Raw genomic sequence first — 26,111 nt, 5'->3', positions numbered from 1 at the left:
CCATGGTCACATCGGAGCCCGCTCCCGCCGTCGTCACCGTGTCGCGCGGGGTCCGCATCGGCTACGGCATCGGCTCAGTCTCCACCGCGACGTTCTCCACGGTCCCGGGATTGCTGCTGTTGTTCTACATGACCAACGTGCTGGCGGTCCCCGCGTGGCTGGCCGGCATCGTGGTCTTCCTCCCCAAGGTGTGGGACATGCTCATCAATCCCTGGGTGGGCCAGCGCTCCGACCGGACGGTCTCCCGGATGGGCGCGCGCCGCCCGTGGATGCTCCTGGGCGCGCTCACCCTGCCCGTGGCGTTCGCGCTGACGTTCGCCGGCCCGCCGCTCACCGGCACTCCGGCCGCGCTGTACGTCGCCGTCTGCTACTTCCTCACCGCGACGGCCTACGCCTTCTACGAGGTGCCCTACAAGGCGATGGCCGCCGAGATGACCGACGACTACCACGAGCGCTCGGCGCTGCTGCAGTGGAAGATGGTCTTCGTCGGCCTGGCGATCCTGCTGTCCGGGGCCGTCGCGCCGGCGATCGCCGGCACCGAGGCCGCCGGCTACCGGCTCATGGGCCTGGTCGTCGGGGCGGTGCTGATGGTCTCCATGCTCACCTCCTTCGCGGGCACGGCCCGCGCGCCGATGGTCGCCAGGATGGAGGCGGAGGCGTCCATCCGCGCCCAGTTCGCGGCGGCCCGCTCCAGTCGGCCGTTCATGGTGCTGCTCGGCCTGAGCTGCGCCCAGATGTTCGCCGCGGGCACCCTGCTGGCGGGCGCGCCGTACCTGGCCACCTACGTCCTGGGCGATCCCGGGGCGACCACCACGCTCTTCCTGTGCGTCGTCGGGCCGCTGCTGGTCACGATGCCGGCGTGGGTCCGGCTGTCCAGGCGCTACGACAAGCGCGGGGCGATGATCCTCGCGGCGGCGCTGTTCACGGCGGGCACGGTCGGGATGGCGTTCGCCGGGGAGCTCGGGCCGGTCTACGCGCACGTGTGCGTGCTCGTCGTGGGCGTCGGCTACGCGGGGCTCCAGCTGCTGCAGTTCTCCATGCTGTCGGACGTGATCGCCCATGACGCGCTGGCCACCGGCAAGCGCCGCGCCGGGGTGTTCACCGGCCTCTGGACGGCCTGCGAGACCGTGGTCTTCGCGCTCGGTGCCCTGGTGCTCGGCTGGCTGCTCGGCGCGGCCGGGTTCGTGGAGTCGGACCCCGGCACGCCGGTGGCGCAGCCCGAGGCGGCGGTCATGGCCGCGCTGTACGGTGGCACGCTGCTGCCCGCGCTCGCGGCCGGGGCCAGCGTCCTGCTGACGGCGCGCTACTCCCTCACCGCGGAGACGCTCAGATCAGCTGGGGTGTGATCACCAGGAACATGCAGTCGCCGAAGGAGAGGACGTCTCCCGGGCGGACCTTCGCCGGCCCGACCAGGCGCCAGTCGTTCAGCCGGGTGCCGTTGAGCGAGCCGAGGTCGACGACGATCCAGCCGTCGTCGTCGCGGCGGAGCTCGGCGTGCACCCGCGAGACGGTCAGGTCGGCCAGGACCAGGTCGCAGGCCGAGCCACGGCCGACCACGTAGCGGGTGCGGCTGTCGCCGGGCAGCGCGAGCCGGGGCAGCCGGGGACGCCGCCAGGCCGACTCCACGCGTTTGGTGAAGTCGGAGGCCGAGGAGACGATCTCGGTCACCATGCGGCGGAACCGGCCCCGCTGTGGCAGGTCGGCCACCAGGCTGTCGAGCTCCCCCTGGCTGCGCGCGCGCAGTGCCATGTCGACACGGCCGAGGAAGGTCTCGTGCGAGAGATGGCCCTCGACGGCGCGGTCGCGGAGCTCGTTGATCGCACGGTCGCGGTCCCCATCGGACGCGCGGGACGGGGGCGTCGGCGAGCTCATCTCCCGAGTATCAGCCCCAGGAGCGGAGCCTGTCCAGAATATGCGGATCTCTTGCCTCGCTTGCCGTGACCATACTGAGTATGCATACTCAGTATTCATGGCGATCCGACAAGGGCTGCTCGCCCTGCTGAGCCAGGGGCCCCGCTACGGCTACCAGTTGCGTGCCGAGTTCGAGGCGTCCACAGGGGCGACCTGGCCGCTCAACATCGGCCAGGTCTATACGACGCTCTCGCGCATGGAACGCGACGGTCTGGTGACCCCTGGCGAGCAGGACGACCAGGGTCGGGTCGTCTACACGATCACCGAGGCCGGTCGGACCGAGATGGAGCGATGGTTCAGCACCCCCGTCGCCCAGGCCGACCGGCCCCGGGACGAGCTGGTCATCAAGCTCGCGATGGCGGTCACCGCCGCCGCCGACGTGCGGCCCGTCATCCAGGCCCAGCGCGGTGCCACCATGCGCACGCTGCAGGAGCTCACCCGCGCCAAGCGCGCGAGCGCCGAGGGAGCCGCGCAGCGGCTGGTGCTCGACTCGATGATCTTCCAAGCCGAGGCCGAGCAGCGCTGGCTCGACCACTGCGAGGCCGTGCTCACGGCCTCCCCCCAGACGCAGGAGAAGCAGAGATGAGTTTCGACCCGGTCGTACGGCTCGCGGGCGTCAGCCGCGTGCACGGTGACGGACCGCAGGCCGTGACGGCGCTGCGAGACGTCAGCCTGGACGTCGCCGCCGGAGAGCTGGTGGCGGTGATGGGGCCCTCCGGCTCCGGCAAGTCCACCCTGCTCAACCTCGCCGGCGGGCTCGACCTGCCCACCTCGGGCGAAGTCGTCCTGGAGGGCACGCCGCTGTCCAGCCTGGCGGTCAAGGAAATCGCCGGGCTCCGCCGCCGTCATGTCGGCTACGTCTTTCAAGACCTCAACCTGATCCCGTCACTGACCGCTGTGGAGAACGTCATGCTCCCGCGCGAGCTGGACGGCATCAGGGCCGGGCAGGCCCGCCGCGAGGCGACGGAGGCACTCGCCGAGGTCGGTCTCGCCGACGTCGCCGACCGCTTCCCCGACGAGCTGTCCGGCGGTCAGCGCCAGCGGGTCGCCATCGCCCGCGCCCTGGTCGGCGAGCGCCGGCTGATCCTGGCCGACGAGCCCACCGGCGCGCTGGACACCCCGACCGGCGACGACATCCTCCAGCTCCTGCGCACCCGCTGCGACGCGGGGGCCACCGCGCTGCTGGTCACCCACGAGCCGCGCTACGCCGCCTGGGCCGACCGGGTGGTCTTCCTGCGCGACGGCGAGATCACCGACTCCACCGCCGTCCCCCTGGAGAGCGCCCGATGAGCGAGCGGACGGACGCGCGGGACACGGCGGCGACCCGCGGTCCGCGGGACGGGAGGACGGCATGAGCGCCCTCCTCGCCGCGCTGCGGATCTCCCGCAGGGACGCCTGGCGCGCCAGGGGCCGCAGCACCCTGATCATGGTGATGGTCGGCCTGCCCGTCCTTGTCATCACCGCACTGCTGACCTTTTCCGCGACCGAGGACCTCACTCCGCGGGAGCGCCTCACGGCGGACATCGGGGCGGCCGACGCCCGTCTCCGGACGACACCGACCCGCGGCAGGCTGCACCAGGACCTCCAGGGCCAATGCTGCCAATCCGGCGCCGGCCCCGCCTCCACGCAACCGTGGACACCGGCCGAGCTGGCGAAGCTTCTCGGCCCCGGAGCCCGGCTCCTCCCGGCGAACGACGGCACCGTCGACTTCCGTAGCCCGGTCATGCGCAACCGCGTGGAAGCGCACGAACTAGACCTGCGAGATCCCTTGACGACGGGTATGTATCACCTGGTGGAAGGCCGTTTCCCGGCCTCGGTCCAGGAGATCGCGGTGACCCCCGCGATGCTGGAGAGGGGAGCTCTCCTCGGTGCGCCGTTGGCCATCACGCGGGAGGGGAGGCCGCTGCGGGTCGTCGGAGTGATCGAGCATCCGCACCAGACCGACAGCGCGGAGATCGTGGGTCTGCCCGGCACCCTGCTGTTCGACAAGCGGGACGGCTCCGGCTCCGGCTGGCTGGCCGACACCGCAGGGCCGGTCACGTGGGACGGCGTCCGGCGGTTGAACGCCGTCGGACTGCTGGTCCAGTCCCGTGCCGTCATCGAGAATCCCCCCTCCCATACCGAGAGCCGCGATGCCTACGCCCCATCGTTCGACGTGGACGAGACGGTGCTGGTCGGGCTCGCCGTGGTCATGATCGTTCTGGAGGTGGTGCTGCTCGCCGGCCCCGCCTTCGCGGTCGGCCTGCGCCGCCGCCGCCGCGAGCTCGCGCTCGTCGCCGCGCAAGGAGGCTCCGCGGGACACCTACGTATGATCGTCCTCGCCGACGGCGTCGTCCTCGGCGGTGGTGCGGCGGTGCTCGGCCTGGCCCTCGGCGTCGGCCTGGCGTCACTGTCGGCGGCGCTGGAGGCGGGCCGGCTGATCGGCGGGGTCGGCCCTTTGGAGATCCCCTGGACGCCCGTCGTGGCCGTCGCGCTCCTCGGCGCGGCCAGCGGGACCGCCGCCGCGGTGGTGCCCGCCGTACAGGCGGCCCGGCAGGACGTGGCGGCGGTGCTCGGCGGGCGTGCGGGCGCGGTGCGCGACCGGGCCGGCCTTCCCCTGCTTGGCCTGGTCCTGCTCGTCGCCGGGGTCGCGGCCGCCGTGTTCGCCGTCAGAGTCAGCTACGTCTGGGTGCTCGCCGCCGCCGTCCTCGCCCAGCTCGGACTGGTCGCACTGGCGCCCATGCTGGTCAGGGTGGCCGCCCGGGCGGCAGCCCGGCTTCCGCTCCCGTTCCGGCTGGCAGCCCGTGACGCCTCCCGTCACCGTGGTCGTACGGCCTGCGCCGTCGCCGCCGTCATGACCGTCGTGGCCGCGGTCGCTGCCGCCGGTATGGCGAGCACCAGCCGGTTCGCCGAGCGCCGGGACGCCTTCCAGGTGACCGTTCCCGCCGGGACCACGACGATCGAGGCCCGACACCTCGACGACGCGGGATGGGCCAGGCTGCGGGCCGCCGCTGAACGGAAGCTGCCGGGGGTGCCGCTGATCGAGGGTCTCCAGGCCAGAGACGCCAAGGACGTTGCCCTCAGATTGAGCCCCCAGCCCGTTCGCGATAACGAATGGCGTTTCGACTTCCAGGACCTGCCGATCGGTGACGAGCGGCTGCTCGCCCTCATCCAGGGGCGGCGGGATCCGGTGGCGTCGGCCGCGCTCGTCTCGGGAAAGGCCGTGGTATTCGATGCGAGCCTGGTGCGGGACGGTAGGTTGCGCCTGAGCGTGAAACCGGACTACGGGAAGGAGCCGGTGATCCGTGGGTTCACGGTCCCCGCCGTCGTGGCCAGGGCCGAGAATCCCCGCTATGCCGTCGGGGTGGTGCCGGTCGCCGCCGTCCAGGCCGCCGGGCTGAAGACGGAGCACCGCGCCCTGTACATCGATCCGGCCTCCCGCCTGCTCACGCCTCAACAGGCGATGGGCCTGGAGTGGGATCTCGGGGCGAGGATCGCCGACTTCCGTGTTTATGTTCGTGAAGGCTTCCGGGAGGACAACACCCTCACGATGTGGCTGCTCCTGGCGGCGGCGCTCGTCCTGGTGCTGGGCGGCACGTTCGCCGCCACCGGGCTCGCGGCGGCCGACATGCGGCCCGACCTGGCGACGATGGCCGCCGTCGGAGCCCCGCCGGGGACGCGCAGGCTGGTCGTCGCCGGGCAGGCCGGGTTCATCGCGGGGCTCGGCGTGCTGATCGGCACGCCGGCCGGCCTCCTCACGGGAACCGCCGCCATCCTGCCCGTGTCGGGCGGGGGACCGACGATCGAGGTCCCCTGGCTCTTCCTCGCCGCGGTGGTGCTCGGCCTGCCGATGCTGGCGGGGCTGTTGGCGGGGGCGTTCACCCGGACGAGGATGACGCCGGCCCGCCGTACCGGATAGCGGCGGCGCAAGGCCGCCGGTCGCCGCGGCCGGCCGGACCCGGGCGGGCCCGTCCGGCCGGCGCCGCGGCGGAGGTGGTCCCCGTCGGGGACGGCGGGCCGTCCGCACGGCCGTTCCCGACACACCGTCGTGGGACGGCCGTCCCCGCGCGGAGGTTCTGTCAGCCGGTGACGTCGGCGCAGACCACGTGGGCGCCGATCTCGACCATCCGCTGCTCGCTGCGCGCGTCGGCGACCCGGGCCATGAGGATCGGCGCCTCGCTCGCCGCGAGCTGCGGCAGCCGGGCGCGGACCCCGCGGTGGATGTCCCGGACCACGTCCTCGGCGGCCGACATGTGCACCTTGACGTGCAGCATGATCCCCGGGGCGCCGGAGGAGGTGCGGGCCTCGGAGATCCACACGTGGTGGACGAGCGGGTAGTCGGCGAGCACGTGCGAGATCGCCACGCGCAGCGCGGGCAGGATCGGGTGCTCGCACCGCCGGTAGCCGGGGTCCACCATCTGCATCGGCCCCGACAGGTGGGGGCGGGGCGCGGGGATCCACGGCTGGGCGGGCGCGGCCGGCACGGAGGCCCGCTGCGGGCGTGCCACCGGGGCCTCCGGCGGGCGCGCGACCGGATACTCCGGCTGGCGGGCGACCGGGGTCTCCGGCGGGCGTGCCACCGGGTACTCCGGCCGGCGGGCCGCCGGGGGGTTCTGCGGGCGCGAGACCGTGGCCATCGCCCCGGTCGCGTATGCCGTCAGGGCCACGCCCGACAGCGCCGGCGTGGGGCCGGTGCGGGTCGACTGCAGGTAGCGCTGGAGATCCTCGATGGGCACGGCGGCGGCCGCCGGGCCCGCGGCGTCGATCACGATTTCCCGCACACCGGTGACGCGCTGGATGTCGAGGATGGTGTCGGCGTCGCAGGCCGACAGCGAGTGGTTGCCACGGTGCCGTGCGTAGGTGCTCGCCGAGGTGTATCCGAGCAGCACCCGGTCACCCGCCTGCGTCGTGCCGAGCACGACGGAGCGGTCCGGCCGCACGGCAACCAGGAGTCCCCATTCGGCAAGCGCCGCCAGCAGCCGGTGCGGGCCGCCGTGCTGCGCGAGCACATCGCCGAGGGCGGGGTTCCCGATGCTCATATGAGGAACGATAGGTAGGGGACCACGGCTTATGAGGGTAATCGTGAACTTTTCTCTGGAGCAATACCAAGTTGAATTTTCCACGCATGGATGCTCCGGGGGTGGGTACCCCAGGTGACCGTCTCGGATCGCGGGACACTCGTGAACGCGTTCACAAGCGCCGATAGAATACGTGAGGTCCGTGCAGCAGCCGCCACGTCTCTAAGGATCTAGCCTGTGAACAAGCCCGTCGTACTGGTCGCAGAGGAACTCTCCGAGGCCGGTCTCGCGGTCCTGGGCGCGGACTTCGAAGTCCGCCACACCGACGGCGCCGACCGCGCCCAGTTCCTGCCCGCCCTCGCCGACGTGGACGCGCTCATCGTGCGCAGTGCCACGCAGGTAGACGCCGAGGCCATCGCGGCCGCCCCCAAGCTCCGGGTCGTCGCCCGGGCCGGCGTCGGCCTGGACAACGTGGACGTGGAGGCCGCCACCAAGGCCGGCGTCATGGTCGTCAACGCGCCCACCTCCAACATCACCAGCGCCGCCGAGCACACCGTCGCGTTGATCCTCGCCTCCGCCCGCAACGTCGCCCAGGCGCACCTGGCGCTCAAGGGCGGCGAGTGGAAGCGCTCGAAGTACACCGGTGTGGAGCTCGACGAGAAGGTCGTCGCCATCCTGGGCCTCGGCAAGATCGGCCAGCTCGTCGCCCAGCGCCTGCAGCCGTTCGGCGTCGAGCTGATCGCCTACGACCCCTACCTGCAGCCGGCCCGCGCCGCGCAGATGGGCGTCCGCCTGGTCTCGCTGGAGGAGGCCCTGCGCGAGGCCGACTTCATCACCGTGCACCTGCCCAAGTCCAAGGAGACGATCGGGCTCATCGGTGACAAGGAGCTCCACACGGTCAAGCCGTCGGTGCGCCTGATCAACGTCGCCCGCGGCGGCATCATCGACGAGAACGCGCTCTACTCGGCGATCAAGGAAGGCCGCGTCGCCGGCGCCGGCATCGACGTCTTCCCCAAGGAGCCGGTCACCGACAGCCCGCTGTTCGAGCTGGACCAGGTCGTCGTCACCCCGCACCTGGGCGCCTCCACCCACGAGGCCCAGGAGAAGGCCGGCACCCAGGTCGCGCGCAGCGTGAAGCTCGCCCTCGCCGGGGAGTTCGTGCCGGACGCGGTCAACGTCCAGGGCGGCGTCGTCGCCGAGGACGTCAAGCCGGGCCTGCCGCTGGCCGAGAAGCTCGGCCGGGTCTTCACCGCCCTCGCGGGCGAGGTCGCCACCAGGCTTGACGTCGAGGTCCGCGGTGAGATCGCCTCCCAGGACGTCCGCGTGCTGGAGCTGGCGGCGCTCAAGGGCATCTTCACCGACGTGGTCGAAGACTCGGTCACCTACGTCAACGCCCCGCTCCTGGCCAAGGACCGCGGCGTGACCGTCGAGCTGGTCACCAGCTCCGAGAGCCCCGACTGGCGCAACGTCGTCACCGTCCGCGGCGTGCTGGCCGACGGCCGCACGGTCTCGGTCTCGGGCACCCTGTCGGGCCCGCGTCAGATCACCAAGATCGTCGAGGTCAACGGCTACCAGATGGAGATCGAGCCGACCGACCACCTGTCGTTCTTCACCTACACCGACCGCCCCGGCATCGTCGGCGTCGTCGGCCGCATCCTCGGCGACCACAGCATCAACATCGCCTCGATGCAGGTGGCCCGGGACGCGAAGGGCGGCAAGGCCCTCATCGCGCTGACCGTCGACTCCGCCATCCCGGCCGACGTGCTCGACGTGATCGGCGCCGAGATCGGCGCCGACAGCGGTCGCTCGGTCGACCTGGCCGACTAGCGCGCACGGCGACGGCTGCCGTCCCCGGGAAGCCGGGGGCGGCAGCCGTTGTGCGTCTCAGCATGTGAGAAGTGTGTACGGAGTGCGGGACGGTGTCCGTACGGGCAGGTAACCTGGCAGGAAATGCGCCAGGTTCTCGCACTCATTACCTGCCGCGGCGGGGCCTGACAGGGCAGGCCGGCAGCCCGCCGCGGTGTGGCGGCGCACGCCGGCCCCGCGCCGCCGGTCCGCGATCCGGACCCGCGGCACTCAGGCCCGGTCCGATCCGTGACCGGAGTCCGGACCATCTCTCCCTGCCCGCATGCGACCGAGATGAGAATCGCCATGTACGACATGTATCCCTGGAACCGTCCCGAAGACGCCGAAGACGAGGCCGCCGACGCGCTCCAGACCGCCCTGGACCGCCGCGACAACGGGGGCGCTCCCACCCGCTAGCCGGGTAGGGCTCTCATCCCGACCCGCGGGGCGCCGGTCCGGGTGACCGGCGCCCTCCGGGGATCAGGGGGTGGCCTGGAGCATCGTGGGGGCGGGCTGGGCCGCGAGCTTGGCCTGTTCGGCGGCGAGCTTCACGCCCGCGCGGTCGGGGCGGACGCCGCCGACGAACGTGCTGCGACGCCAGGAGTTGAGCTTCTCCTCCTTGACCACGTCGCCGGTCTGCGGGGCGTGGACCATGTAACCCGGCTTGGTGATCATGCCGACGTGCCCGAGATTGTGGAAGAAGACGAGGTCGCCGGGCTTGAGGTTCTTCCAGGAGACCTTCTTGGAGAACGCCGCGTACTGGTCGGCGGCCACGCGGGGCAGCTTGATCCCGGCGGCGCCGTAGGCGCGGAGCATCAGGCCGGAGCAGTCGAAGCCGCCGTTGCCGGTGCCGCCCCAGACGTAAGGCGTGCCGCGCTTGGACATGGCCCACTTCACGGCCTTCTTCCAGGCGGGCACGGGAGCATCCTTGGTGACGATCTCCTTGAGCTTGGGCCCGGTGAGCGGCGCGGTGGCGGTGACGGGGGCGGGGGCGTCGGCCTTGGGAGAGTCGGCCTTGGGGGAGTCGGCCAGCGCGAGGGACGGGGTCGCGAGCACGGCGGCGCCGGCGACGAGCAGGGACAGGACGCGGGGGTGAATCTTGCCGGACAGGATGGTTCCTTCCATAGGGCCGGCCGGGTTAGCTGTCGGGCTCGGGCGTGGAGGCCGCCCTACGGCGCGCGAAGCGCTGATTCGCCCCAAGGGATCCGTGAAGGCGGCTCAGGACATGGCTCCGCCAGGCGAAGCGCGGAGTCCTGGGCGGCCGTGGGTCCCGGAAGTGGTTCCCCGGCTCCGCGCAGGCCGAAGGGGGGACGGCCCGGCGGATTAGGCATCGGTTCGAATGCAGAGGACCATAACGAAACTTAACGAAAGGGTCAATACGTCGCAAAAGCGGACAAAGGGATCATAAGAGCCAGGACAGCTGTGGATCATGAGGTCCCGTACGCGCGAAAATGTCCGATGGGTGAGATCGGTGTTCGATTACCGAGACGGACCGGTAAGGTGCCTGCATGGATTCGCGCAACATTCGTCTGGCAGTCATCCCCGGGGACGGGATCGGAGTCGAGGTCGTCACCGAGGGCCTGAAGGTGCTCGAAGCGGTCGGCACGAAGGTGGAGACCGTCACCTACGATCTCGGCGCCAAGCGCTACCACCGGACCGGTGAGACCCTTCCCGACGCGGTCCTGGACGAGCTGCGCGGATACGACGCGATCCTGCTCGGCGCGATCGGCGACCCCAGCGTGCCGCCGGGCATCCTGGAGCGCGACCTGCTGCTCAGGCTCCGCTTCGAGCTCGACCACTACGTCAACCTCCGTCCGGTCAAGCTCTTCCCCGGCGTCGAGACCCCGCTGGGCAAGGCCCGCCCCGAGGACATCGACATGGTCGTCGTCCGTGAGGGCACCGAGAGCCTCTACGCGGGCGCGGGCGGCGTGCTGCGCCGCGGCACCCCGCACGAGGTCGCCACCCAGGAGTCGCTGAACACCGCCTTCGGCGTCGAGCGCGTCGTCCGCTACGCCTTCGACAAGGCGCTCGGTCGTCCCCGCAAGAAGCTGACGCTGGTCCACAAGACCAACGTGCTCACCTACGCCGGTGACCTCTGGGCCCGCACGTTCGACCGGGTCGGCCTGGAATACCCCGACGTCCAGACCGACTACTGCCACGTCGACGCGGCCTCGATGTTCTTCGTCACCCAGCCGGAGCGGTTCGACGTGATCGTCACCGACAACCTCTTCGGCGACATCATCACCGACATCGGCGCCGCCGTCGCCGGCGGCATCGGCCTGGCGGCCAGCGGCAACATCAACCCCGACCGGACCGCGCCGAGCATGTTCGAGCCGGTCCACGGCAGCGCCCCCGACATCGCGGGCCAGGGCAAGGCCGACCCGACCGCCACGATCCTGTCGGTCGCCATGCTCCTGGACCACCTCGGGCTGGCCGACGAGGCCGCCAAGGTCGAGCAGGCCGTCGCCGACGACCTGGTCGAGCGGCTCACCGGCTGGACCGGCCGGACCACTCACGAGATCGGTGACGACATCACCGCCCGAGTAGCCGGCTGACAGAGCCGCCTCCCCCACCCAGACGCGTCTGGCGGCTCACAAGAGCTGTCAGGCGCGTCTTTGTTTATCCCGGCAGTGCCGGTTTTCGACACAGATGCAGTAGTTTCCCGTTACCTGGGTCCATCGCAGAATGGATCCAAGGGCAGACCGCCTCAAGAGAAGGATCTCCGCCATGACCACCGCTCAGAAGCTCAGCTTCGACGTGCAGCTCTCCGACCACGCTCGCACCGCAGCCGAGCGTGAGCAGGTACTGGCGAGCCCCGGGTTCGGGCAGGCATTCACCGATCACATGATCTCGATCGACTACACCGAGGGGGAGGGCTGGCACGACGCGCGGCTCACGCCGTACGGCCCGCTGAGCCTGGACCCGGCGACCGCGGTCTTCCACTACGCCCAGGAGCTCTTCGAGGGCCTGAAGGCCTACCGCCAGGAGAGCGGCGCGATCGCGTCCTTCCGGCCCTACGCCAACGCCGCCCGCTTCAACCAGTCGGCGGTGCGGATGGCCATGCCGGAGCTGCCCGAGGAGGCGTTCGTCGAGTCGCTGGAGCTCCTCGTCCAGACCGATCGCGAGTGGGTCCCCACCACCCCGGGGCACAGCCTCTACCTGCGCCCCTTCATGATCGCCACGCAGGCCGCGCTCGGCGTCAACTACCCGTCCCGGTCCTACCGCTACATGGTGATCGCCTCCCCGGCGGCCGCCTACTTCGGCGGCAGCAAGGCCGTCTCGGTCTGGCTGTCCACCGAATACACCCGCGCCGCCCCCGGCGGCACCGGCTTCGCCAAGTGCGGCGGCAACTACGCGGCGGCCTTCGTCGCCCAGCGTCAGGCCGTCGAGCAGGGCTGTGACCAGGTGGTCTGGCTCGACGCGGCCGAGCACCGCTACGTCGAGGAGATGGGCGGGATGAACCTGTTCTTCGTCTACGGCGACCGCCTGCTCACCCCGGCCCTCACCGGCACGCTCCTGCCCGGCATCACCCGCGACTCGATCCTCGCCCTCGCCTCCGAGCTGGGCCTGACCGCCGAGGAGGGGCGCCTGTCGATCGAGGAGTGGCAGGCGGGCTGCGAGTCCGGCGAGCTCACCGAGGTCTTCGCCTGCGGCACCGCGGCGGTCGTGACCCCCGTCGGCTCGGTCAAGGGCGCCGACCGCGCCTGGACGGTCGGCGACGGCACCCAGGGCCCCGTCACCGCCAGGATCCGCGAGGAGCTGGTCGGCATCCAGTACGGTTCCCGCCCCGACGCCCACGGCTGGGTCCACAAGATCTGCTGACCCGGACACGAGAAGAGCCCGGCCTCCCACCTGGCCGGGCTCTCCTCGCGTGACTCACATCTCGATCAGCCTGCCCGTGTCGATCGTGAGGTTCCACGGCGCGGGCAGGTCGAACGGGTCGCCGAGTTTCACGGAGACCTCGTGGGTGTATCCGTCCTCGCTCGGACGGCTGAGCAATCTGACCTTGTCGTCGAGTGCGTCGATGACCAGGTAGAGCGGAACCCCCGCCCGGGCGCAGTTCCGAGGCTTGATGACGTGATCATCTTTGACGCTGCTCGGAGACACCACCTCGACGACCAGGAAAGTGGAGTCCGCGTATACGTGGTTGGGATCCCACTGCCGTGCCTTGGCCGGAACGGCGATGAGATCCGGCTCATAGCGATCCGCCTGGGCGTTCAGGAAGATCTTGGCTTCCTGAAGGAGCTCCAGCCCCTGCTCGGTGGCGACCGAGATGAGCTGGAGCAGCAGCCGGTAGATGATTCGGGCGTGGGTGAGCGTAGGCAACTCCCTCACCACGATCCGGCCGTCGATGATCTCGATCCGATGCTTCTCGAATCGATCGACGAGTTCGAGATAGAGGCGTTCGACCTCCGTCTGATCGGTGATCTGGTATGTGACAGGTCTGTCCATGAGCAGTCCCATGGTCTCAATCTTCCCCTCCGCGCGGGTGGGCGCAACGTGTTTGACACGCGACTCAAAGTAACCGTAAAGATTTGCGCCCGCCCGGGATTCGGGGAACTCCTCGTCAGTGCTTTCGAATCATGGTGAGCCCGTCGGCGATGGGGAGCATCAGCGAGGTCACCCGGCCGTCGGCCATGACCATGTCGTTGAACTCGCGGATGGCCCGGGTGTCGTCGTCGTCGGCGGTGGGGTCGGCGACCCTCCCGCTCCACAGGGTGTTGTCGGCGAGGATCAGGCCGCCCGGGGCGAGGCGGGACAGCAGGATCTCGTAGTAGACGGGGTAGCCGGCCTTGTCGGCGTCGATGAACGCCAGGTCCACGCTCTGCCCGCCGGGCAGCTCCTCCAGGCGCTCGGCGGCCGGGCCGATCCTCAGCTCCACGCGGTCGGCGACCCCGGCCTTGTCCCAGTAGCGCTGGGCGATCGCCGTCCACTCCTCGCTGAGGTCGAAGCAGGTCAACCTGCCGCCCGGAGCCAGGCCCCGGGCCAGGCAGATGGACGAGTAGCCGGTGAAGGTGCCCACCTCCACCACGTTCCCGGCGCGGCTGAGCTGGGTGATCATGGTGAGGAACGGCCCCTGGTCGGGGGAGAGCTGCATGACCGCGCTGTCGCCGGTGGCCTCGCGGGTCTCCACGGCGAGCGCGTCGAGAACGTCGTCGGGCCGGGTGGTGTGCGCGAGCAGATACTGCCCGACGGCAGGGTCGAGATAAGTCGCCTTCATGGGGCCATTGTCGCCACCGGCGGCCGGTTCGCGGCTGAGGTCCGAGCCCGTGTCGGCGGACCGTGCATCTCGGATCGTGAGATCGATGTGTCAAATGGTGTCAGCGTGTGGCAGACTCCAGAGCATCATGTTCTACGGTCTGCTCATTATCGGCAGGCGCGCTGGCTGAAAAGGGACACCGCCAGCGCGCAGACCTCTCACGTCCGTGAGGGGTTTTTTTGTTTTTCGGAGCCGGATGAGCGCGCGGCGAATCATCGAACCGCGAAGGAGACTGACATGGCCGACGACCGCTTCCACGTGTACGACACCACACTCCGTGACGGCGCCCAGCAGGAGGGGCTCAACCTCACGGTGGTCGACAAGCTGGCCATCGCCCGCCACCTGGACGGCCTGGGCGTCGGCTTCATCGAAGGGGGCTGGCCGGGCGCCAACCCCAAGGACACAGAGTTCTTCAGGCGGGCCCAAACAGAGCTCGACCTGAAGCACGCGCAGCTCGCCGCGTTCGGCGCGACCCGCCGGGCCGGTGTGAAGGCAGCCGACGACCCGTTGGTGGCCGCTCTGCGCGAATCCGGCGCGCCGGTCGTGACCCTTGTCGCCAAGAGCCACGACCGGCACGTGGAGCTGGCCCTCCGCACGACTCTCCAGGAGAACCTCGCGATGATCCGCGACACGGTCTCCCACCTCCGTGCGGAGGGACAGCGGGTCTTCCTCGACGCCGAGCACTTCTTCGACGGCTACAAGTCCAACCCAGCCTACGCGCTGGAGGTCCTGCGCACCGCCGCCGAGGCGGGGGCCTCGGTCATCGCCCTGTGCGACACCAACGGCGGCATGCTCCCCGACGAGCTCGCCGAGGTCGTCCACGCGGCCGTGCAGACCTCCGCCCGGGTCGGCATCCACTGCCACGACGACACCGGCTGCGCGGTGGCCAACACCCTGGCCGCGGTGAAGGCGGGCGCCACCCACGTGCAGGGCTGCGCCAACGGCTACGGCGAGCGGTCCGGCAACGCCAACCTCTTCACCGTCGTGGCCAACCTCCAGCTCAAGCGGGGCTTCGACCTCGTCCCGCAGGAGGCGCTGGCCGACATGACCCGGATCGCGCACGCGATCACCGAGGTCACCAACGTCACCCCGAACTCCCACGCCCCCTACGTGGGCGTCTCCGCCTTCGCGCACAAGGCGGGGCTGCACGCCAGCGCCATCAAGGTGGACCCCAACCTCTACCAGCACATCGACCCGGCCCGGGTCGGCAACGACATGCGCATGCTCGTCTCCGACATGGCCGGCCGCGCCTCCGTCGAGCTCAAGGGCCGCGAGCTGGGCTACGAGCTGTCGCCGGAGATCTCGCGCGACCTGGTGGAGCGGGTCAAGGACATGGAGTCCAAGGGCTACACCTTCGAGGCCGCCGACGCCTCCTTCGAGCTGCTGCTGCGCGACACCGTGGCGGGCGAGCGCCGGCGCCACTTCACGGTGGAGTCCTGGCGGGTGATCGTCGAGCGGACCCGCGGCGGCGAGCTGGTCAGCGAGGCCACGGTCAAGCTGCACGCCAAGGGCGAGCGCATCGTGGCCACCGGAGAGGGCAACGGCCCGGTCAACGCCCTGGACAAGGCCGTGCGGCTGGGGCTGGAGAAGCTCTACCCCGAGCTGGCCGAGGTCGAGCTGATCGACTTCAAGGTGCGGATCCTGGAGGGCACCCACGGCACCGACGCGATAACGCGCGTGCTCATCACCTCCAGCGACGCGACCGGCGAGTGGGCCACCGTCGGCGTCGACGAGAACATCATCGAGGCGTCCTGGCAGGCCCTGGAGCAGGCCGTCACCTACGGCCTGGTCCGGGCCGGCCACGCCGCGGACTGATCCGGGCCCTGTGGGGTACGGCCCGGCCCGGCCGGCGCCCCGCAGGGCGGGCCCGGCCCTACCCCGGCGGGGCGGGTCTGCGCCGAGCAGGTGCCGAGCAGATGCGGAGCCGGGACGGCCCGGCCCCGCCTCGGGCTCCGTCGGGCCCGGGGCCCGACGGAGCGGCGCTCAGGAGAGGTCGGCGCCGCTGACCTTGAAGCTGACCGAGCCCTCGGACGTCTTCAGGCTCACCTTGCCGCCGGAGCAGGAGAGCGAGGGCTTGTCGGTGCCCGGCACCACGACGGTGAGCAGCGCGCCCGCGGAGGCGGGGGAGACGACCGCCGGGGCGGCCTGCTTCTGCAGGTAGGCGGGGGAGACCCAGCCCTGGTAGGGGTTCTGCTGGCCGCGGACGACCTGCAGCCCGCTCACCGGCTTGCAGGACGGCATCGACACCTGGACCAGCGTCGCCTTCCAGCCGCTCTTGTCCTTGAACACGATCCGGCCGCCGGTGTCCGACACGGTGGACAGCCCGGGGGCGAAGTGCCAGAGGTTGCGGACCCGGGAGCCCTTGGGGACCGTGTCCAGCACGGCCATCACGTCGTCTCCGTGGTTGACCAGCACCGAGCGGGTCCTGGGCACGCCGTAGGCCCTGTCGGTCAGCCGGTAGCTCTGCCGGTCCTCCCCGATCGAGGACCTGCTCAGAGCGGTGGCAGTCCTGCCCCGGAACCGGGCGCCGACGACGGACGGCGTGTTGTGCGCCTCCGGGGACATCGTCCAGCGGCGGTAGCCGCTGTTCTCGTAGGAGTGGAAGCCGACGTCGACCAGGACGTCACGGCCCTGGGCGTAGTAGGTCACGCCGAGGTGGTCCTCGTGGCCGTGATACTTCAGGCCGGGGCCGAAGCGGATGGAGTAGAACGCCGACTCGGGCTTGTCCCAGGCGGTGCGCCCGTAGACGTAGCCGTTGCCGAACACCCGCACGGTCTTCTTCGAGTGGTCGTACCCGACCGGCCGCACATCCGCGCCGCCGTCCCCGATCGGGACCATGAACCCGTTGGGCTGGGTCGAGTGGGAGATGAAGTCCTCCAGCGACTCCCAGCGCCGGCTGATCTCGGCGGGCACCTTCCGGCCGCACTCCTTGATCCCGTCCATCGCGACCTTGAGGCGCTCGTGGACGTAGATCGCGTAGCGCGGGGCCTGCTCGCGCAGCGCCCCCTGGGAGTCGACGTCCAGCTTCACCGTCTCGGTCAGCCGCCTGACGGCCAGACCGGACCACGCCCTGTTGCCGTAGCGGCAGCCGATGCCCAGCAGCGCGATGTCCTGGTCGATGCCGTGGTTGTGGCCCTTCTCGTACAGGCTCGGGTCGGACAGCATCTTGGCGTGCTCGGCCAGGCTCCTGGTCAGCCAGGACGCGCTGACGTGCTTGCTGAGGCAGACCAGCGCGGGGGCGCGCAGCGCGATCGGGTGCTCCTGCCAGGCGTACGGGCTGGCCTTGGCGCCGCCCCGGCGGGGGTTGTCCGCCACCCAGTCCTTGGCGATCTCCGTGGCGCGGGTCAGATAGGCCGTCTGCCCGGTCGTCTCGTAGTCGGCGACCAGGCGGCCCATCCAGCGCAGCGAGTGGAAGACCATGCTCCACGAGCGGTTGCGGTAGGGGTCGGTACGCCAGTTGACGTCCTTGCCCACCTTCACCGGGGACAGGTTCAGGAACTCCAGCTCGCCGTTCATGATGTCCGGCGCCGTCGGGGTCGCCGGTAACCAGTCGCCCTGGCACTCGCTCGTGCGTTTGACCTTGTCCGAGGCCTCGGCTGTGCCGGCCACCGCGCCGCAGATCATGAGAAGGGCGAGGGAGAGAGTGAGTGCTTTGGTGCGGCGGCGCACGCCAGTTCCTTCCAGGCCAGACGAAGAGGGCGGATCATGCTGACCGAATCCCACCAAACCGGTCAAGCTGGGTGAGCCTCTTCCGGCACATCGTTAGCAACTAGATGCGAGCCCGGCGTTTAAGGCGTCTTCGACGGCGACGCCTGCCCGTTCGCGACGCTGCGCGTCGCGGCTCGGGTGCTGGTGACCGGTGGCTTCCCTCGCTCCTCGGTCCAGCCACCGGCGCACCCTCGCGGGTACGGTCACTCCGCTGTGGGCCGGGTGCTGGCCCAGATGCTCGGGCGGGGCAGGGGGGTGTCGGACTTGACCGCGTCGGCCCATTCGGCGGTGGTGGCCACCGAGGCGAAGTTGGAGCCCATCACCACCAGCACGTTGTTGTGCAGATCCTCGGCCGTCACGCGGCCGGCCCGGTTCGACAGGGCGAGCGTGCCGGTCGCGTCCGACAGGAACTCCACGGCCATGCCCCGGTGGAAGGCGTCGCGGGCGGTCGACTCGTCGCAGTTCTGGGTCATGTATCCGGCGACGGTCAGCGTGTCGACTCCCTGGGCGTCCAGCCACCCGGCCAGGTCGGTCCTGGCGAAGGACGAGGCCATCGTCTTGTCCATCAGGTGGTCGTACGGCTTGCGCGCCACCTCCTCGTGCAGCTCCCAGGAGTGGCTGCCGGTGGCGAACAGCGGGGACTCGGCGGGCGCGGAGTGCCTGACCACGATCACCGGGACGCCGTGCTCGCGCGCGGTGTCCATGGCGGTGAGGATGTTGGCCAGGCTCTCCTCACGCGGAGGGTAGGCGATGGGCAGGTTGCCGGTGAAATATTCGTTCTGGACGTCGATGACGATCAGTGCTCGCTTCATGTCCCTCATCATGGCCGGGCGGGCCGTGCCGGGGTGATAGCCCTTCCGGCCATCCACCGCGACGATCAGGCCAGTCCGCGGGCGGCCCGTCGCTCCTCCGCGGGCGCCGCCGCGGGCGCCGTGCCGGGGTCGCCGAAGGTCTCCCGATAGGCGGTGGGGGAGACCCCGACCTGGCGGCGGAAGTGGGGCCGCAGGGCCACCGCCGAGGCGAACCCCACACTGCGGGCCACCCGCTCGACCGGCTCCCGCGTCGTCTCCAGCAGCCGCTGGGCGTGCAGGACCCGCTGGTGCAGCAGCCACTGGGTGGGCGTGGTCCCGGTGACCTGGCGGAAGCGCCGGTCGAAGGTGCGGCGGCTCATCAGGGCCCGGGCGGACAGCGCGTCCACGGTGAGCTCCTGGTCCAGGTGGCGCAGGGCCCAGTCGAGGGTCTCGCCGAGCGGGTCGCCGTCGGAGGGCGGCGGCACCGGGTGGTCGATGTACTGTGCCTGGCCGCCGGCCCGGTGCGGCGGCACCACCAGGCTCCGGGCGATGTCGTTGGCCGTCCGCGAGCCGTACGTCCGGCGGACGAGGTGCAGGCAGAGATCGATGCCGCCCGCGCTGCCCGCGGAGGTCAGGATGTCGCCCTCGTCCACGTAGAGCACATCGGGCTTGACCCGGATCCGCGGATGGGCCGAGGCGAGCAGCGGGGCGTAGCGCCAGTGCGTCGTGGCCGTGCGCCCGTCCAGCAGGCCGGCGGCGGCCAGGACGAACGTGCCGAGGCAGAGCCCGACCACCGTCGCCCCGCGCCCGTGGGCCCGGCGCAGCGCCTCCAGCGCCTCCTGCGCGGGCGGACGGCCGAGCGGGCGCCGCCAGGTCGGCACGACCACCAGATCCGCCTCGTCCACGGCCTCCAGGCCGTGGGGAGCGGCGAGGGCGATGCCGATGTCGGAGCGGACCGGACCGCCCTCGGCGGACACCGCGCGCACGTCGAACTCCGGCAGCGAGACCCGCCGCTCCCCGAAGACCGCGATCGGCACCGACGCCTCGAACAGCGGAATCTCGTCGAACAGCAGCACCGCGATCGTCCTGAACCCCATGGCGCGATCCTATCGACGGCTGGCTTTCCGGCCACTCACGGGCCGTGCCCGCGGTGGTGCAGGCTGGACCCATGAGATTCGCCGACATCGTGATCCCCGACACCTCCGCCACCCGCGGCGCGCTGGAGGTCGCCACCGCCTACTGCTCGCCGGCCCTGCTGAACCACTCGGTGCGGTCCTACCTGTGGGCGGCGGCCTACGCGGCGATGAACGACATCGCATTCGACACCGAGCTGCTGTACGTCTCGTCGATGCTGCACGACATCGGACTGGTCAAGGAGTTCGACAGCCACACCGTGCCGTTCGAGGAGGCCGGTGGGCACCTCGCGTGGGTCTTCGGCGCCGGGGCCGGATGGCCCGTCGAGCGGCGGGTGCGCGCCTCCGAGGTGATCGTGCGGCACATGTGGGACAAGGTGGATGTCTCCCAGGACCCCGAGGGCCACCTGCTGGAGCTGTCGACCGCGCTGGACATCTCCGGCCGCCGGCCGGAGGACTTCCCGGCCGAGCTCCGGGCCGAGGTGCTGGAGCGCTACCCGCGGCTGGGGCTCGGCGAGGAGTTCATCGCGTGCTTCAGGGACCAGGCCGCGCGCAAGCCGGACAGCCTGGCCGGCGGGTTCGTCCGCAGCGGCGTCGCCGACCGCATCCGGGCGAACGTGCTGGACCGCTGACGCCCGCCCTGTCCAAGCCGGCCGTCACCCCCCTCGTGACGACCGCCGTGGAGACGGTGGCGCCCCGGGTGGGCCGGGGCGGATCACCTGGTCAGGAGCCGTCCTTGGGGCCGGTGCTCTGCACCACCTCGAACGACCAGAGCGTGGCCGCGGTCGCGGCCGGGCCCTGGCCGTGGCCGTGACCCTGGCCGGGCTCCTGGCCGTGACCCTGAGCCTGGGCCTCGGCGTGGCCGTGGCCCTGCGCGCCCGGGGCCGCGGCGGCCTGGGTGTGACCCCGCTGGAAGGCCTGGCTCTCCGTCCACCGGGTGAAGTCCTCCTCGGACCTCCAGCGGGTGTAGACGAGATACTGCTCGGTGCCCTCCACCGGCCGGAGCAGTTCGAACCACTCGAAGCCGTCGGCCGACTCCACCATCCCGGCCCGCCCGGAGAAGCGGCGTTCGAGCTCCTCGCGCTGCTCGGCGGGGACGGTCAGCACATTGATCTTGACAACGCTCATGAGACCATCCTGCCCCACCGGCCGGAGGCGCACCGTGAGCGCCGCCGGAGACTTCGGGGAGGGCGCCGTCCGGTCAGGCGACGGTCCTGCGGGCCCGCGGCGGTTCCTCCAGGCTCACCTGGGCGACGGCCGGGATGTGCTCGGTCTCCAGCGCCTGGCGCATGCGCGGGACGGCCACCCCGTCCAACTGTTCGCGGATCGCGCTCATCGGGAGGTTCTCGTCGGCCACCACGCGCAGCCTTACCGCCGGGTTCGCCTGCGTGCCGACCATGGTGGCGCTGGCGCCGAGGATCGCGGGGTGGGCGCTGACGTCGGCGGCCAGCGCGTCGGACACGCTGCCGGCGTCTATGTCGGTGACACCCCCGGGACCGCTGGCCAGGCGGATGCCGCCCAGCCTGGTGTGCCGGCCCTGGACCAGCAGCCAGCGCAGGCCGAGGAGGGCGAGCACGATCCCACCGGCGGCGAGCGCCCACCACGGCCACGGGCCGTGGCGGGTGAACGCCTCGCGCACCGGGGCGCCGAGGAGCGGCTCGCGGGCGGCCGCCAGGGACCGCGGGAGCGCGCCCGCGCCGCGGGCGACCGTGAGGGCGCCGAGGGCCGTCAGCAGCAGCCCCATGACGAGCAGTCCCAGCCGGTTGCCCCTCGCGGTCTTCCTGTCCATGGCGGTCACTTTCCTCGCAGGTTCACGCGTACGGCGTAGTCGTCGACCGGGGCGAGCGCGGTGATCCGCTCGGTGACGGCCAGCCGTACGGCCTCCGCCAGCCCGGTGACGTCCCACATGTGACTGTCCACCGTCACCTGCGCGGTCCGGCCGCGCAGTCTCACGTGGGCGCGATCGATCCCCTGCACCCGCCGGGCCGCGTGGGCCAGGGCGCGGGTGAAGCCGTGGCGCCGCATGCCGATGATCAGGTCGGGGTCGCCGGTCCGGGCGGGGATGAGCCTGGGCTGTCCGGGCACGAGCGCGAGCAGCACCAGCAGCAGCCCCAGCGCGGTGACCACGCTCGCCCCCACCATCACCCGCGGGTCGTTCCACGGTGTCGAGGACGCCCAGCTCAGCATCCTGTCGTAGGGCACCCAGCGCACCGGGCGGCCGAGGAGCGCGGAGACCGTCTCCACCGCGACCAGGACGCCGACCACGGTCATCAGGGCCGCGGTGATCACGGCGGGGACCACCCGGCGCGGACGGAAGGCGCGGCTCGCCGCCCGGTCGGCCGCCCGGTTCCGCTGGATCCCGGCGGGCGGGGGCGGTGGGGCCTGTTCCGTGAGCTCCGCGCCGGGTGCGGCAGGTGGCCGCGGTGCGGGGCCCGGCCCGGAGGCGGGTCCGGGCGCACCGGGGGTGGCCGTCACGGGCCGTCCTCCGGAGGAGGCGGCACCACGCCGGTCACGGCGATGTCGATGTGGCCGATGTGCAGGCCGGTCAGCAGGGCGACCCGGTCGGCGACGTGCCGCCGGACCGCCTCGGTGATCTGCCGGAGCGGCGCGGGGTACTCCACCGACACCTCCAGCCTCAGCACCGTGAGGTCCCCGTCCACGGTGGCGCGGGTGCGTCCGGTGAAGGTCAGCGGCCCCCGCTCGCGGACCTCGCGCACCCGCGCCACCTCCCCGGCCGCGCGGGCCGCGATGCGCGAGACTACCCGCTCCGGGATGTCTGTCCTGCCGCGCCGCTCGGCCGGTACGGTCGGCCGGACCCGCCGGGCCGGCGCGGCGGACCGGGCCGCGTCGCCGGGCGAGGTGCCGCCCGGCCGCTGCGCGGGGAGACCGCGCACGTCGGCGGGGGCCTCGGAGGGCGCGGCGCGGTGTCCGACCGGGGTGGTCATTGCCGCCTCATGCCCAGCCGGGACAGGTCGATCTCGCCGCTCTCGACGATGCGGCCGATGAGGAGTCCGACGGCGCCCAGGACGAGCACCAGGAGAAACGCGCCGAGACCGCCGAAGGCCGCCGCGAAGCCCAGGGCGACGCCGACGAGCATGCCGACCATGCTCCACATGGGGAACCGGTTCATCGAATACCTCCGATATAGACGTTCACCGGACGGTCGCCCACCAGAGGGGCGAGCGCCGTCCGCACCTCTTGTGCGATCTCCGGGAGGGGCCGTCCCATCTGGACGACGATGGCGACCTCCACCTCGTGGTCGCGTACGGCGACGCCGGACACCCGCTCGCCGGGCAGGTAGGTCGCCACGGTCCCGAACGGGCCGCTCGACAGGTCGGCGACGTCGGGGCAGCGCCGTACGGCGTCGGCTATCTCGTGGGCGAGGTCGCTCACTGGACGCGCGGTCCCGGCTCGGCCTCCTCCGCCCTGCCCTTGTCACCTTCCTTCTCCTGGCCGGGCATGTGGACGTCGTCGACCCTGATGTTGACCTCGGTCACCTCAAGACCCGTCATGCGCTCGACAGCCGTGATCACGTTGCGGCGTACGGCGGCGGCGACGTCGGGGATGGCCACGCCGTACTCGACCACCAGGTCGAGGTCGACCGCCGCCTGCCGCTCGCCCACCTCGACCGACACGCCCTGTGTGACGCTCCTGTCGCCGCCCACGATGCCGCGGACCGCGCCGAGCGCCCGTGCGGTGCCGGCGCCCATGTCGTAGACACCCGCGACCTCGCGGGCGGCCATGCCCGCGATCTTCGCGACGACCCCGCTGTCGATGCTCGTGTTGCCCCTGGGGGTCATCAGATCCCCTCGGCCCCCAGGACTGTCGGTCCGGGCCCGCGGCACCGTGCTCTCGTCGCCCCTTGACGGCGTGCTCACCGGGTTGGCTTCGGTCACGTCGATTCCTTCCCCCGGGGGAAGATCGAGTTCTTCCCCGAAGTTGCTTACTGGGCGTAATACCCCCCATAAGAACAGCAACCAGGACATACCTTTTTCTGGGGGAATCATGGATATGTGCGAGAAGTCCGTTTGATGAGGTGTACCGAGGCTGACCCGCCCCAGGGTTACCCGTGAAGGTGGACGACGGCCTGCGCGCCGTACGGCGGACACGCCGCGGCCCGGCGCCGGGCGGCGGTCCGGCGGGACCTCGGGCCCGACTAGCCTTGTCGTGTGCGTATAGCGAGGTTCTCCACAGGTGAGGGTGTCGGATTCGGCGTGGTCGAGGGCGGGCCCGGCGAGGAGTTCGTCTCCGCGATCTCCGGCCATCCCTTCGGCCCGATCCAGTTCACCGGTGAGCGTCACTCGCTCTCGCAGGTCAAGCTGGTCGCGCCCATGCTGCCCAGCAAGGTCGTCGCGATCGGCAGAAACTACGCCGACCACGCCCGCGAGATGGGCGGCGACGTCCCCGACGAGCCGCTGGTCTTCCTGAAGCCGTCCACCTCGGTGATCGGTTCGGGGGAGGCCATCGCCTACCCGACGGGGCTGTCGCGGCGGGTCGACTTCGAGGGCGAGCTGGCGGTGGTCATCGGCAGGCTCTGCCGGGAGGTCCCCGCGGAGCGGGCCCACGAGGTCATCTTCGGCTACACCTGTGCCAACGACGTCACGGCCCGGGACCTGCAGAAGAAGGACGTCCAGTTCACCCGCGCCAAGGGCTTCGACACCTTCTGCCCGCTCGGCCCGTGGATCCAGACCGAGCTCGACCCGGGCGACCTGGGCATCACCACGACGGTGAACGGCGAGATCAAGCAGAGCTCGCGCACCTCCAAGCTCATGTACGACATCCCGACGCTGATCGCCCACGTGAGCGCGGTCATGACCCTGATCCCCGGCGACGTCATCCTCACCGGGACTCCCGAGGGGGTCGGTCCGCTGGACATCGGCGACGAGGTCAGCGTCGGCATCGAAGGAATCGGCACTCTCACCAACCGGGTGGTCTCCCGTGATTAGGGTTCGTTTCGCTCCCTCCCCCACCGGCATGTTCCACGTGGGCGGCGCCCGTTCGGCGCTGTTCAACTGGGCGCTGGCCGAGCAGTCCGGCGGCACGTTCGTGCTCCGCATCGAGGACACCGACGCCGCCCGCAACCGGCCCGAGTGGACCGAGGGCATCATCTCCGCGCTGGCGTGGATCGGCATCAACGGCGACAGCCCGTTCTTCGAGGGCCCCTACTTCCAGTCGGCCTACGAGGAGCAGCACCGCGAGGCGGTCGCCAAGCTGGTCGCCGGCGGCCGCGCCTACTTCTGCACCTGCACCCGCGACGAGGTGAAGGCCCGCACCGGCTCGGAGCACAAGGGCTACGACGGCTTCTGCCGTGACCGGGGCCTGGCCGAGGGCGCGGTCCGCTTCCGCACCCCCGACGACGGCGTCACCGTGGTCGAGGACCTGGTCCGCGGCACGGTCGAGTTCCCCAACAACGCGATGGAGGACTTCGTCGTCGCCCGCGCCGACGGCTCCCCGCTGTTCGTGCTGGCCAACGTGGTCGACGACATCGAGATGCGGATCAGCCACGTGGTCCGCGCCGAGGAGCACCTGTCCAACACGCCCAAGCAGCAGTTGCTCTGGGAGGCGCTCGGCGTCACCCCGCCCACCTGGGCGCACGTGCCGGTGATCGTCAACGAGAAGCGCCAGAAGCTGTCCAAGCGCCGCGACAAGGTCGCCCTGGAGTCCTACCGCGAGGAGGGCTACCTGGCCGAGGCCATGGTCAACTACCTGATGCTGCTCGGCTGGGGCCCGGGTGACGACCGGGAGATCATGCCCTGGTCGGAGATGGTGCCGCTGTTCAAGCTGTCGGACGTCAACCCGTCCCCGGCCTTCTTCGACGAGAAGAAGCTCCGCGCGTTCAACGGCGAATACATCCGGGCGCTGCCGCTGGCGACCTTCATCGCCCGCTGCGAGCCGTGGCTGGACCCGAGCTGGGACCGCGAGACCTTCGCCAAGGTCGCCGAGCTCGCCCAGACCCGCATCGCGGTCCTGTCCGAGATCACGGCGAACGTCGACTTCCTCTTCCTGGACGAGCCCGTCTTCGACCAGGCGTCGTGGGACAAGGCCATGAAGACCTCCGCCGCGGAGATCCTCACCGGCTACCTCGCCCGGCTGGAGAAGGTCAACATGGACCCCGAGTCGCTCAAGACCGCGCTGGAGGAGGTCGGGGCCGAGCACGGCCTCAAGCTCGGCAAGGCCCAGGCCCCGGTCCGGGTGGCCGTCACCGGCCGGACCGTCGGCCTGCCGCTGTTCGAGTCGGTCGAGGCGCTCGGCCGGGAGCGCTCGATGGACCGGATCCGCGCCGCCCTCGCCAGGCTCCAGGGCTGAGCCGCGGCAGCCGGACGGGGCCCGGGGCCGGGGCCCGGGGCCGTCCGGCCGGCCGGGCCCCGCGGCATCGGCCGTAGGCGTCACCATGCCCCCGCCGTGCAGAGAGCGGGTCCAGGTCGCGCTCATTGCAGAACGCCAGCCACTCCTTCAAGTCCCGGCC

At 71.2% G+C, this 26,111-nt stretch carries 27 protein-coding genes and 1 riboswitch; of the genes, 12 read left to right on the top strand and 15 right to left on the bottom strand.

What is annotated here, in order from left to right; all coding sequences use genetic code 11:
* Positions 1-2 precede the first annotated feature (2 nt).
* Complete coding sequence (locus ACWDS7_RS12370) at positions 3-1,346, top strand: MFS transporter (protein ID WP_451929329.1); 1,344 nt, start codon at positions 3-5, stop codon at positions 1,344-1,346.
* Here the strand turns inward: ACWDS7_RS12370 and ACWDS7_RS12365 are convergent.
* The gene (locus tag ACWDS7_RS12365; RefSeq protein WP_306864930.1) at positions 1,327-1,872 is read right to left on the bottom strand and encodes a DUF1707 and FHA domain-containing protein; all 546 of its coding nucleotides are present in this window, start codon (positions 1,870-1,872) and stop codon (positions 1,327-1,329) included. The two genes, ACWDS7_RS12370 and ACWDS7_RS12365, sit on opposite strands and share 20 nt — an antisense overlap.
* 97 nt (positions 1,873-1,969) lie before the next feature.
* On the opposite strand from ACWDS7_RS12365, the gene ACWDS7_RS12360 reads away from it, so the two are divergent.
* From ACWDS7_RS12360 to ACWDS7_RS12350, 3 genes are all read left to right on the top strand, one after another.
* Positions 1,970-2,497, top strand: coding sequence for a PadR family transcriptional regulator (locus tag ACWDS7_RS12360; RefSeq protein ID WP_306864932.1), 528 nt, complete (start codon positions 1,970-1,972; stop codon positions 2,495-2,497).
* A complete protein-coding gene (locus ACWDS7_RS12355; RefSeq protein ID WP_451929328.1) occupies positions 2,494-3,201 on the top strand; it encodes an ABC transporter ATP-binding protein in 708 nt (235 codons plus the stop codon). The genes ACWDS7_RS12360 and ACWDS7_RS12355 overlap by 4 nt, the downstream gene beginning before the upstream one ends.
* Before the next feature lie 61 nt (positions 3,202-3,262).
* A complete protein-coding gene (locus tag ACWDS7_RS12350) occupies positions 3,263-5,809 on the top strand; it encodes an FtsX-like permease family protein (RefSeq protein ID WP_451929327.1) in 2,547 nt (848 codons plus the stop codon).
* A 160-nt stretch (positions 5,810-5,969) separates the two neighbouring features.
* Here the strand turns inward: ACWDS7_RS12350 and ACWDS7_RS12345 are convergent, their stop codons facing one another.
* Complete coding sequence (locus ACWDS7_RS12345; protein WP_451929326.1) at positions 5,970-6,929, bottom strand: hypothetical protein; 960 nt, start codon at positions 6,927-6,929, stop codon at positions 5,970-5,972.
* Between the two features lie 216 nt (positions 6,930-7,145).
* Here ACWDS7_RS12345 and serA point away from each other — a divergent pair, with 216 nt between their 5' ends.
* Together serA and ACWDS7_RS12335 are read left to right on the top strand one after the other, a co-directional pair.
* Entirely contained in the window at positions 7,146-8,735 is a 1,590-nt protein-coding gene (gene serA / locus ACWDS7_RS12340; protein WP_306864944.1) for a phosphoglycerate dehydrogenase, read from the top strand.
* A gap of 312 nt (positions 8,736-9,047) precedes the next feature.
* A complete protein-coding gene (locus tag ACWDS7_RS12335) occupies positions 9,048-9,170 on the top strand; it encodes a hypothetical protein (RefSeq protein ID WP_306864946.1) in 123 nt (40 codons plus the stop codon).
* A gap of 63 nt (positions 9,171-9,233) precedes the next feature.
* Here the strand turns inward: ACWDS7_RS12335 and ACWDS7_RS12330 are convergent, their stop codons facing one another.
* Complete coding sequence (locus tag ACWDS7_RS12330; protein ID WP_451929325.1) at positions 9,234-9,878, bottom strand: C40 family peptidase; 645 nt, start codon at positions 9,876-9,878, stop codon at positions 9,234-9,236.
* Positions 9,866-10,093: riboswitch (cyclic di-AMP (ydaO/yuaA leader) on the bottom strand. (Overlaps the previous gene by 13 nt.)
* Positions 10,094-10,261: 168 nt before the next feature.
* Here ACWDS7_RS12330 and ACWDS7_RS12325 point away from each other — a divergent pair.
* Both ACWDS7_RS12325 and ACWDS7_RS12320 read left to right on the top strand, forming a co-directional pair.
* Positions 10,262-11,308, top strand: a complete 1,047-nt coding sequence (locus tag ACWDS7_RS12325; protein WP_451929324.1) for a 3-isopropylmalate dehydrogenase — start codon at positions 10,262-10,264, stop codon at positions 11,306-11,308.
* A 172-nt stretch (positions 11,309-11,480) separates the two neighbouring features.
* Positions 11,481-12,575, top strand: coding sequence for a branched-chain amino acid aminotransferase (locus ACWDS7_RS12320; protein WP_306864953.1), 1,095 nt, complete (start codon positions 11,481-11,483; stop codon positions 12,573-12,575).
* A gap of 54 nt (positions 12,576-12,629) precedes the next feature.
* Here the strand turns inward: ACWDS7_RS12320 and ACWDS7_RS12315 are convergent, their stop codons facing one another.
* Together ACWDS7_RS12315 and ACWDS7_RS12310 are read right to left on the bottom strand one after the other, a co-directional pair.
* Positions 12,630-13,205 carry a Uma2 family endonuclease gene (locus tag ACWDS7_RS12315; RefSeq protein ID WP_451929323.1) on the bottom strand — a complete coding sequence of 192 codons (576 nt, stop codon included), beginning with the start codon at positions 13,203-13,205 and terminating at the stop codon, positions 12,630-12,632.
* Positions 13,206-13,320: 115 nt separating this feature from the next.
* Positions 13,321-13,974 carry an O-methyltransferase gene (locus tag ACWDS7_RS12310; RefSeq protein WP_306864958.1) on the bottom strand — a complete coding sequence of 218 codons (654 nt, stop codon included), beginning with the start codon at positions 13,972-13,974 and terminating at the stop codon, positions 13,321-13,323.
* Positions 13,975-14,250: 276 nt separating this feature from the next.
* Here ACWDS7_RS12310 and cimA point away from each other — a divergent pair, with 276 nt between their 5' ends.
* Positions 14,251-15,828 carry a citramalate synthase gene (gene cimA, locus ACWDS7_RS12305; protein ID WP_451929322.1) on the top strand — a complete coding sequence of 526 codons (1,578 nt, stop codon included), beginning with the start codon at positions 14,251-14,253 and terminating at the stop codon, positions 15,826-15,828.
* A 168-nt stretch (positions 15,829-15,996) separates the two neighbouring features.
* On the opposite strand, the gene ACWDS7_RS12300 is transcribed toward cimA, so the two are convergent.
* From ACWDS7_RS12300 to ACWDS7_RS12290, 3 genes are all read right to left on the bottom strand, one after another.
* The gene (locus tag ACWDS7_RS12300) at positions 15,997-17,682 is read right to left on the bottom strand and encodes a heparinase II/III domain-containing protein (RefSeq protein WP_451929321.1); all 1,686 of its coding nucleotides are present in this window, start codon (positions 17,680-17,682) and stop codon (positions 15,997-15,999) included.
* Between the two features lie 242 nt (positions 17,683-17,924).
* A complete protein-coding gene (locus ACWDS7_RS12295; RefSeq protein ID WP_451929320.1) occupies positions 17,925-18,533 on the bottom strand; it encodes a cysteine hydrolase family protein in 609 nt (202 codons plus the stop codon).
* A gap of 65 nt (positions 18,534-18,598) precedes the next feature.
* Positions 18,599-19,609 (bottom strand): helix-turn-helix domain-containing protein, encoded by a 1,011-nt coding sequence (locus tag ACWDS7_RS12290; RefSeq protein ID WP_451929319.1) that lies wholly within the window; start codon positions 19,607-19,609, stop codon positions 18,599-18,601.
* A 71-nt stretch (positions 19,610-19,680) separates the two neighbouring features.
* Here ACWDS7_RS12290 and ACWDS7_RS12285 point away from each other — a divergent pair, with 71 nt between their 5' ends.
* Entirely contained in the window at positions 19,681-20,277 is a 597-nt protein-coding gene (locus ACWDS7_RS12285) for a cyanamide hydratase (RefSeq protein ID WP_451929318.1), read from the top strand.
* Positions 20,278-20,368: 91 nt separating this feature from the next.
* On the opposite strand, the gene ACWDS7_RS12280 is transcribed toward ACWDS7_RS12285, so the two are convergent.
* From ACWDS7_RS12280 to ACWDS7_RS12250, 7 genes are all read right to left on the bottom strand, one after another.
* Entirely contained in the window at positions 20,369-20,773 is a 405-nt protein-coding gene (locus ACWDS7_RS12280; RefSeq protein WP_451929317.1) for an antibiotic biosynthesis monooxygenase family protein, read from the bottom strand.
* Positions 20,774-20,846: 73 nt separating this feature from the next.
* Positions 20,847-21,434: a hypothetical protein gene (locus ACWDS7_RS12275; RefSeq protein WP_451929316.1), complete on the bottom strand. Its 588-nt coding sequence runs from the start codon at positions 21,432-21,434 to the stop codon at positions 20,847-20,849.
* Between the two features lie 5 nt (positions 21,435-21,439).
* The gene (locus tag ACWDS7_RS12270; protein WP_451929315.1) at positions 21,440-22,120 is read right to left on the bottom strand and encodes a DUF6286 domain-containing protein; all 681 of its coding nucleotides are present in this window, start codon (positions 22,118-22,120) and stop codon (positions 21,440-21,442) included.
* The gene (locus ACWDS7_RS12265) at positions 22,117-22,590 is read right to left on the bottom strand and encodes an Asp23/Gls24 family envelope stress response protein (RefSeq protein ID WP_451929314.1); all 474 of its coding nucleotides are present in this window, start codon (positions 22,588-22,590) and stop codon (positions 22,117-22,119) included. The genes ACWDS7_RS12270 and ACWDS7_RS12265 overlap by 4 nt, the downstream gene beginning before the upstream one ends.
* Complete coding sequence (locus ACWDS7_RS12260) at positions 22,587-22,775, bottom strand: hypothetical protein (protein WP_451929313.1); 189 nt, start codon at positions 22,773-22,775, stop codon at positions 22,587-22,589. The genes ACWDS7_RS12265 and ACWDS7_RS12260 overlap by 4 nt, the downstream gene beginning before the upstream one ends.
* Positions 22,772-23,038 carry an Asp23/Gls24 family envelope stress response protein gene (locus tag ACWDS7_RS12255; protein ID WP_306864984.1) on the bottom strand — a complete coding sequence of 89 codons (267 nt, stop codon included), beginning with the start codon at positions 23,036-23,038 and terminating at the stop codon, positions 22,772-22,774. The genes ACWDS7_RS12260 and ACWDS7_RS12255 overlap by 4 nt, the downstream gene beginning before the upstream one ends.
* Positions 23,035-23,445 (bottom strand): Asp23/Gls24 family envelope stress response protein, encoded by a 411-nt coding sequence (locus ACWDS7_RS12250; protein ID WP_306875545.1) that lies wholly within the window; start codon positions 23,443-23,445, stop codon positions 23,035-23,037. The genes ACWDS7_RS12255 and ACWDS7_RS12250 overlap by 4 nt, the downstream gene beginning before the upstream one ends.
* Positions 23,446-23,814: 369 nt before the next feature.
* Here ACWDS7_RS12250 and ACWDS7_RS12245 point away from each other — a divergent pair, with 369 nt between their 5' ends.
* A complete protein-coding gene (locus ACWDS7_RS12245) occupies positions 23,815-24,591 on the top strand; it encodes a fumarylacetoacetate hydrolase family protein (RefSeq protein WP_306864987.1) in 777 nt (258 codons plus the stop codon).
* Positions 24,592-24,619: 28 nt separating this feature from the next.
* Entirely contained in the window at positions 24,620-25,951 is a 1,332-nt protein-coding gene (gene gltX / locus ACWDS7_RS12240) for a glutamate--tRNA ligase (protein WP_306875548.1), read from the top strand.
* The last annotated feature ends 160 nt before the right edge of the window (positions 25,952-26,111 follow it).

It is taken from the genome of Streptosporangium sp. NPDC003464 (assembly GCF_053588315.1).
The sequence above is the reverse complement of the archived record's forward strand: the minus strand, read 5'-3'. Positions and strand labels throughout refer to the sequence as shown.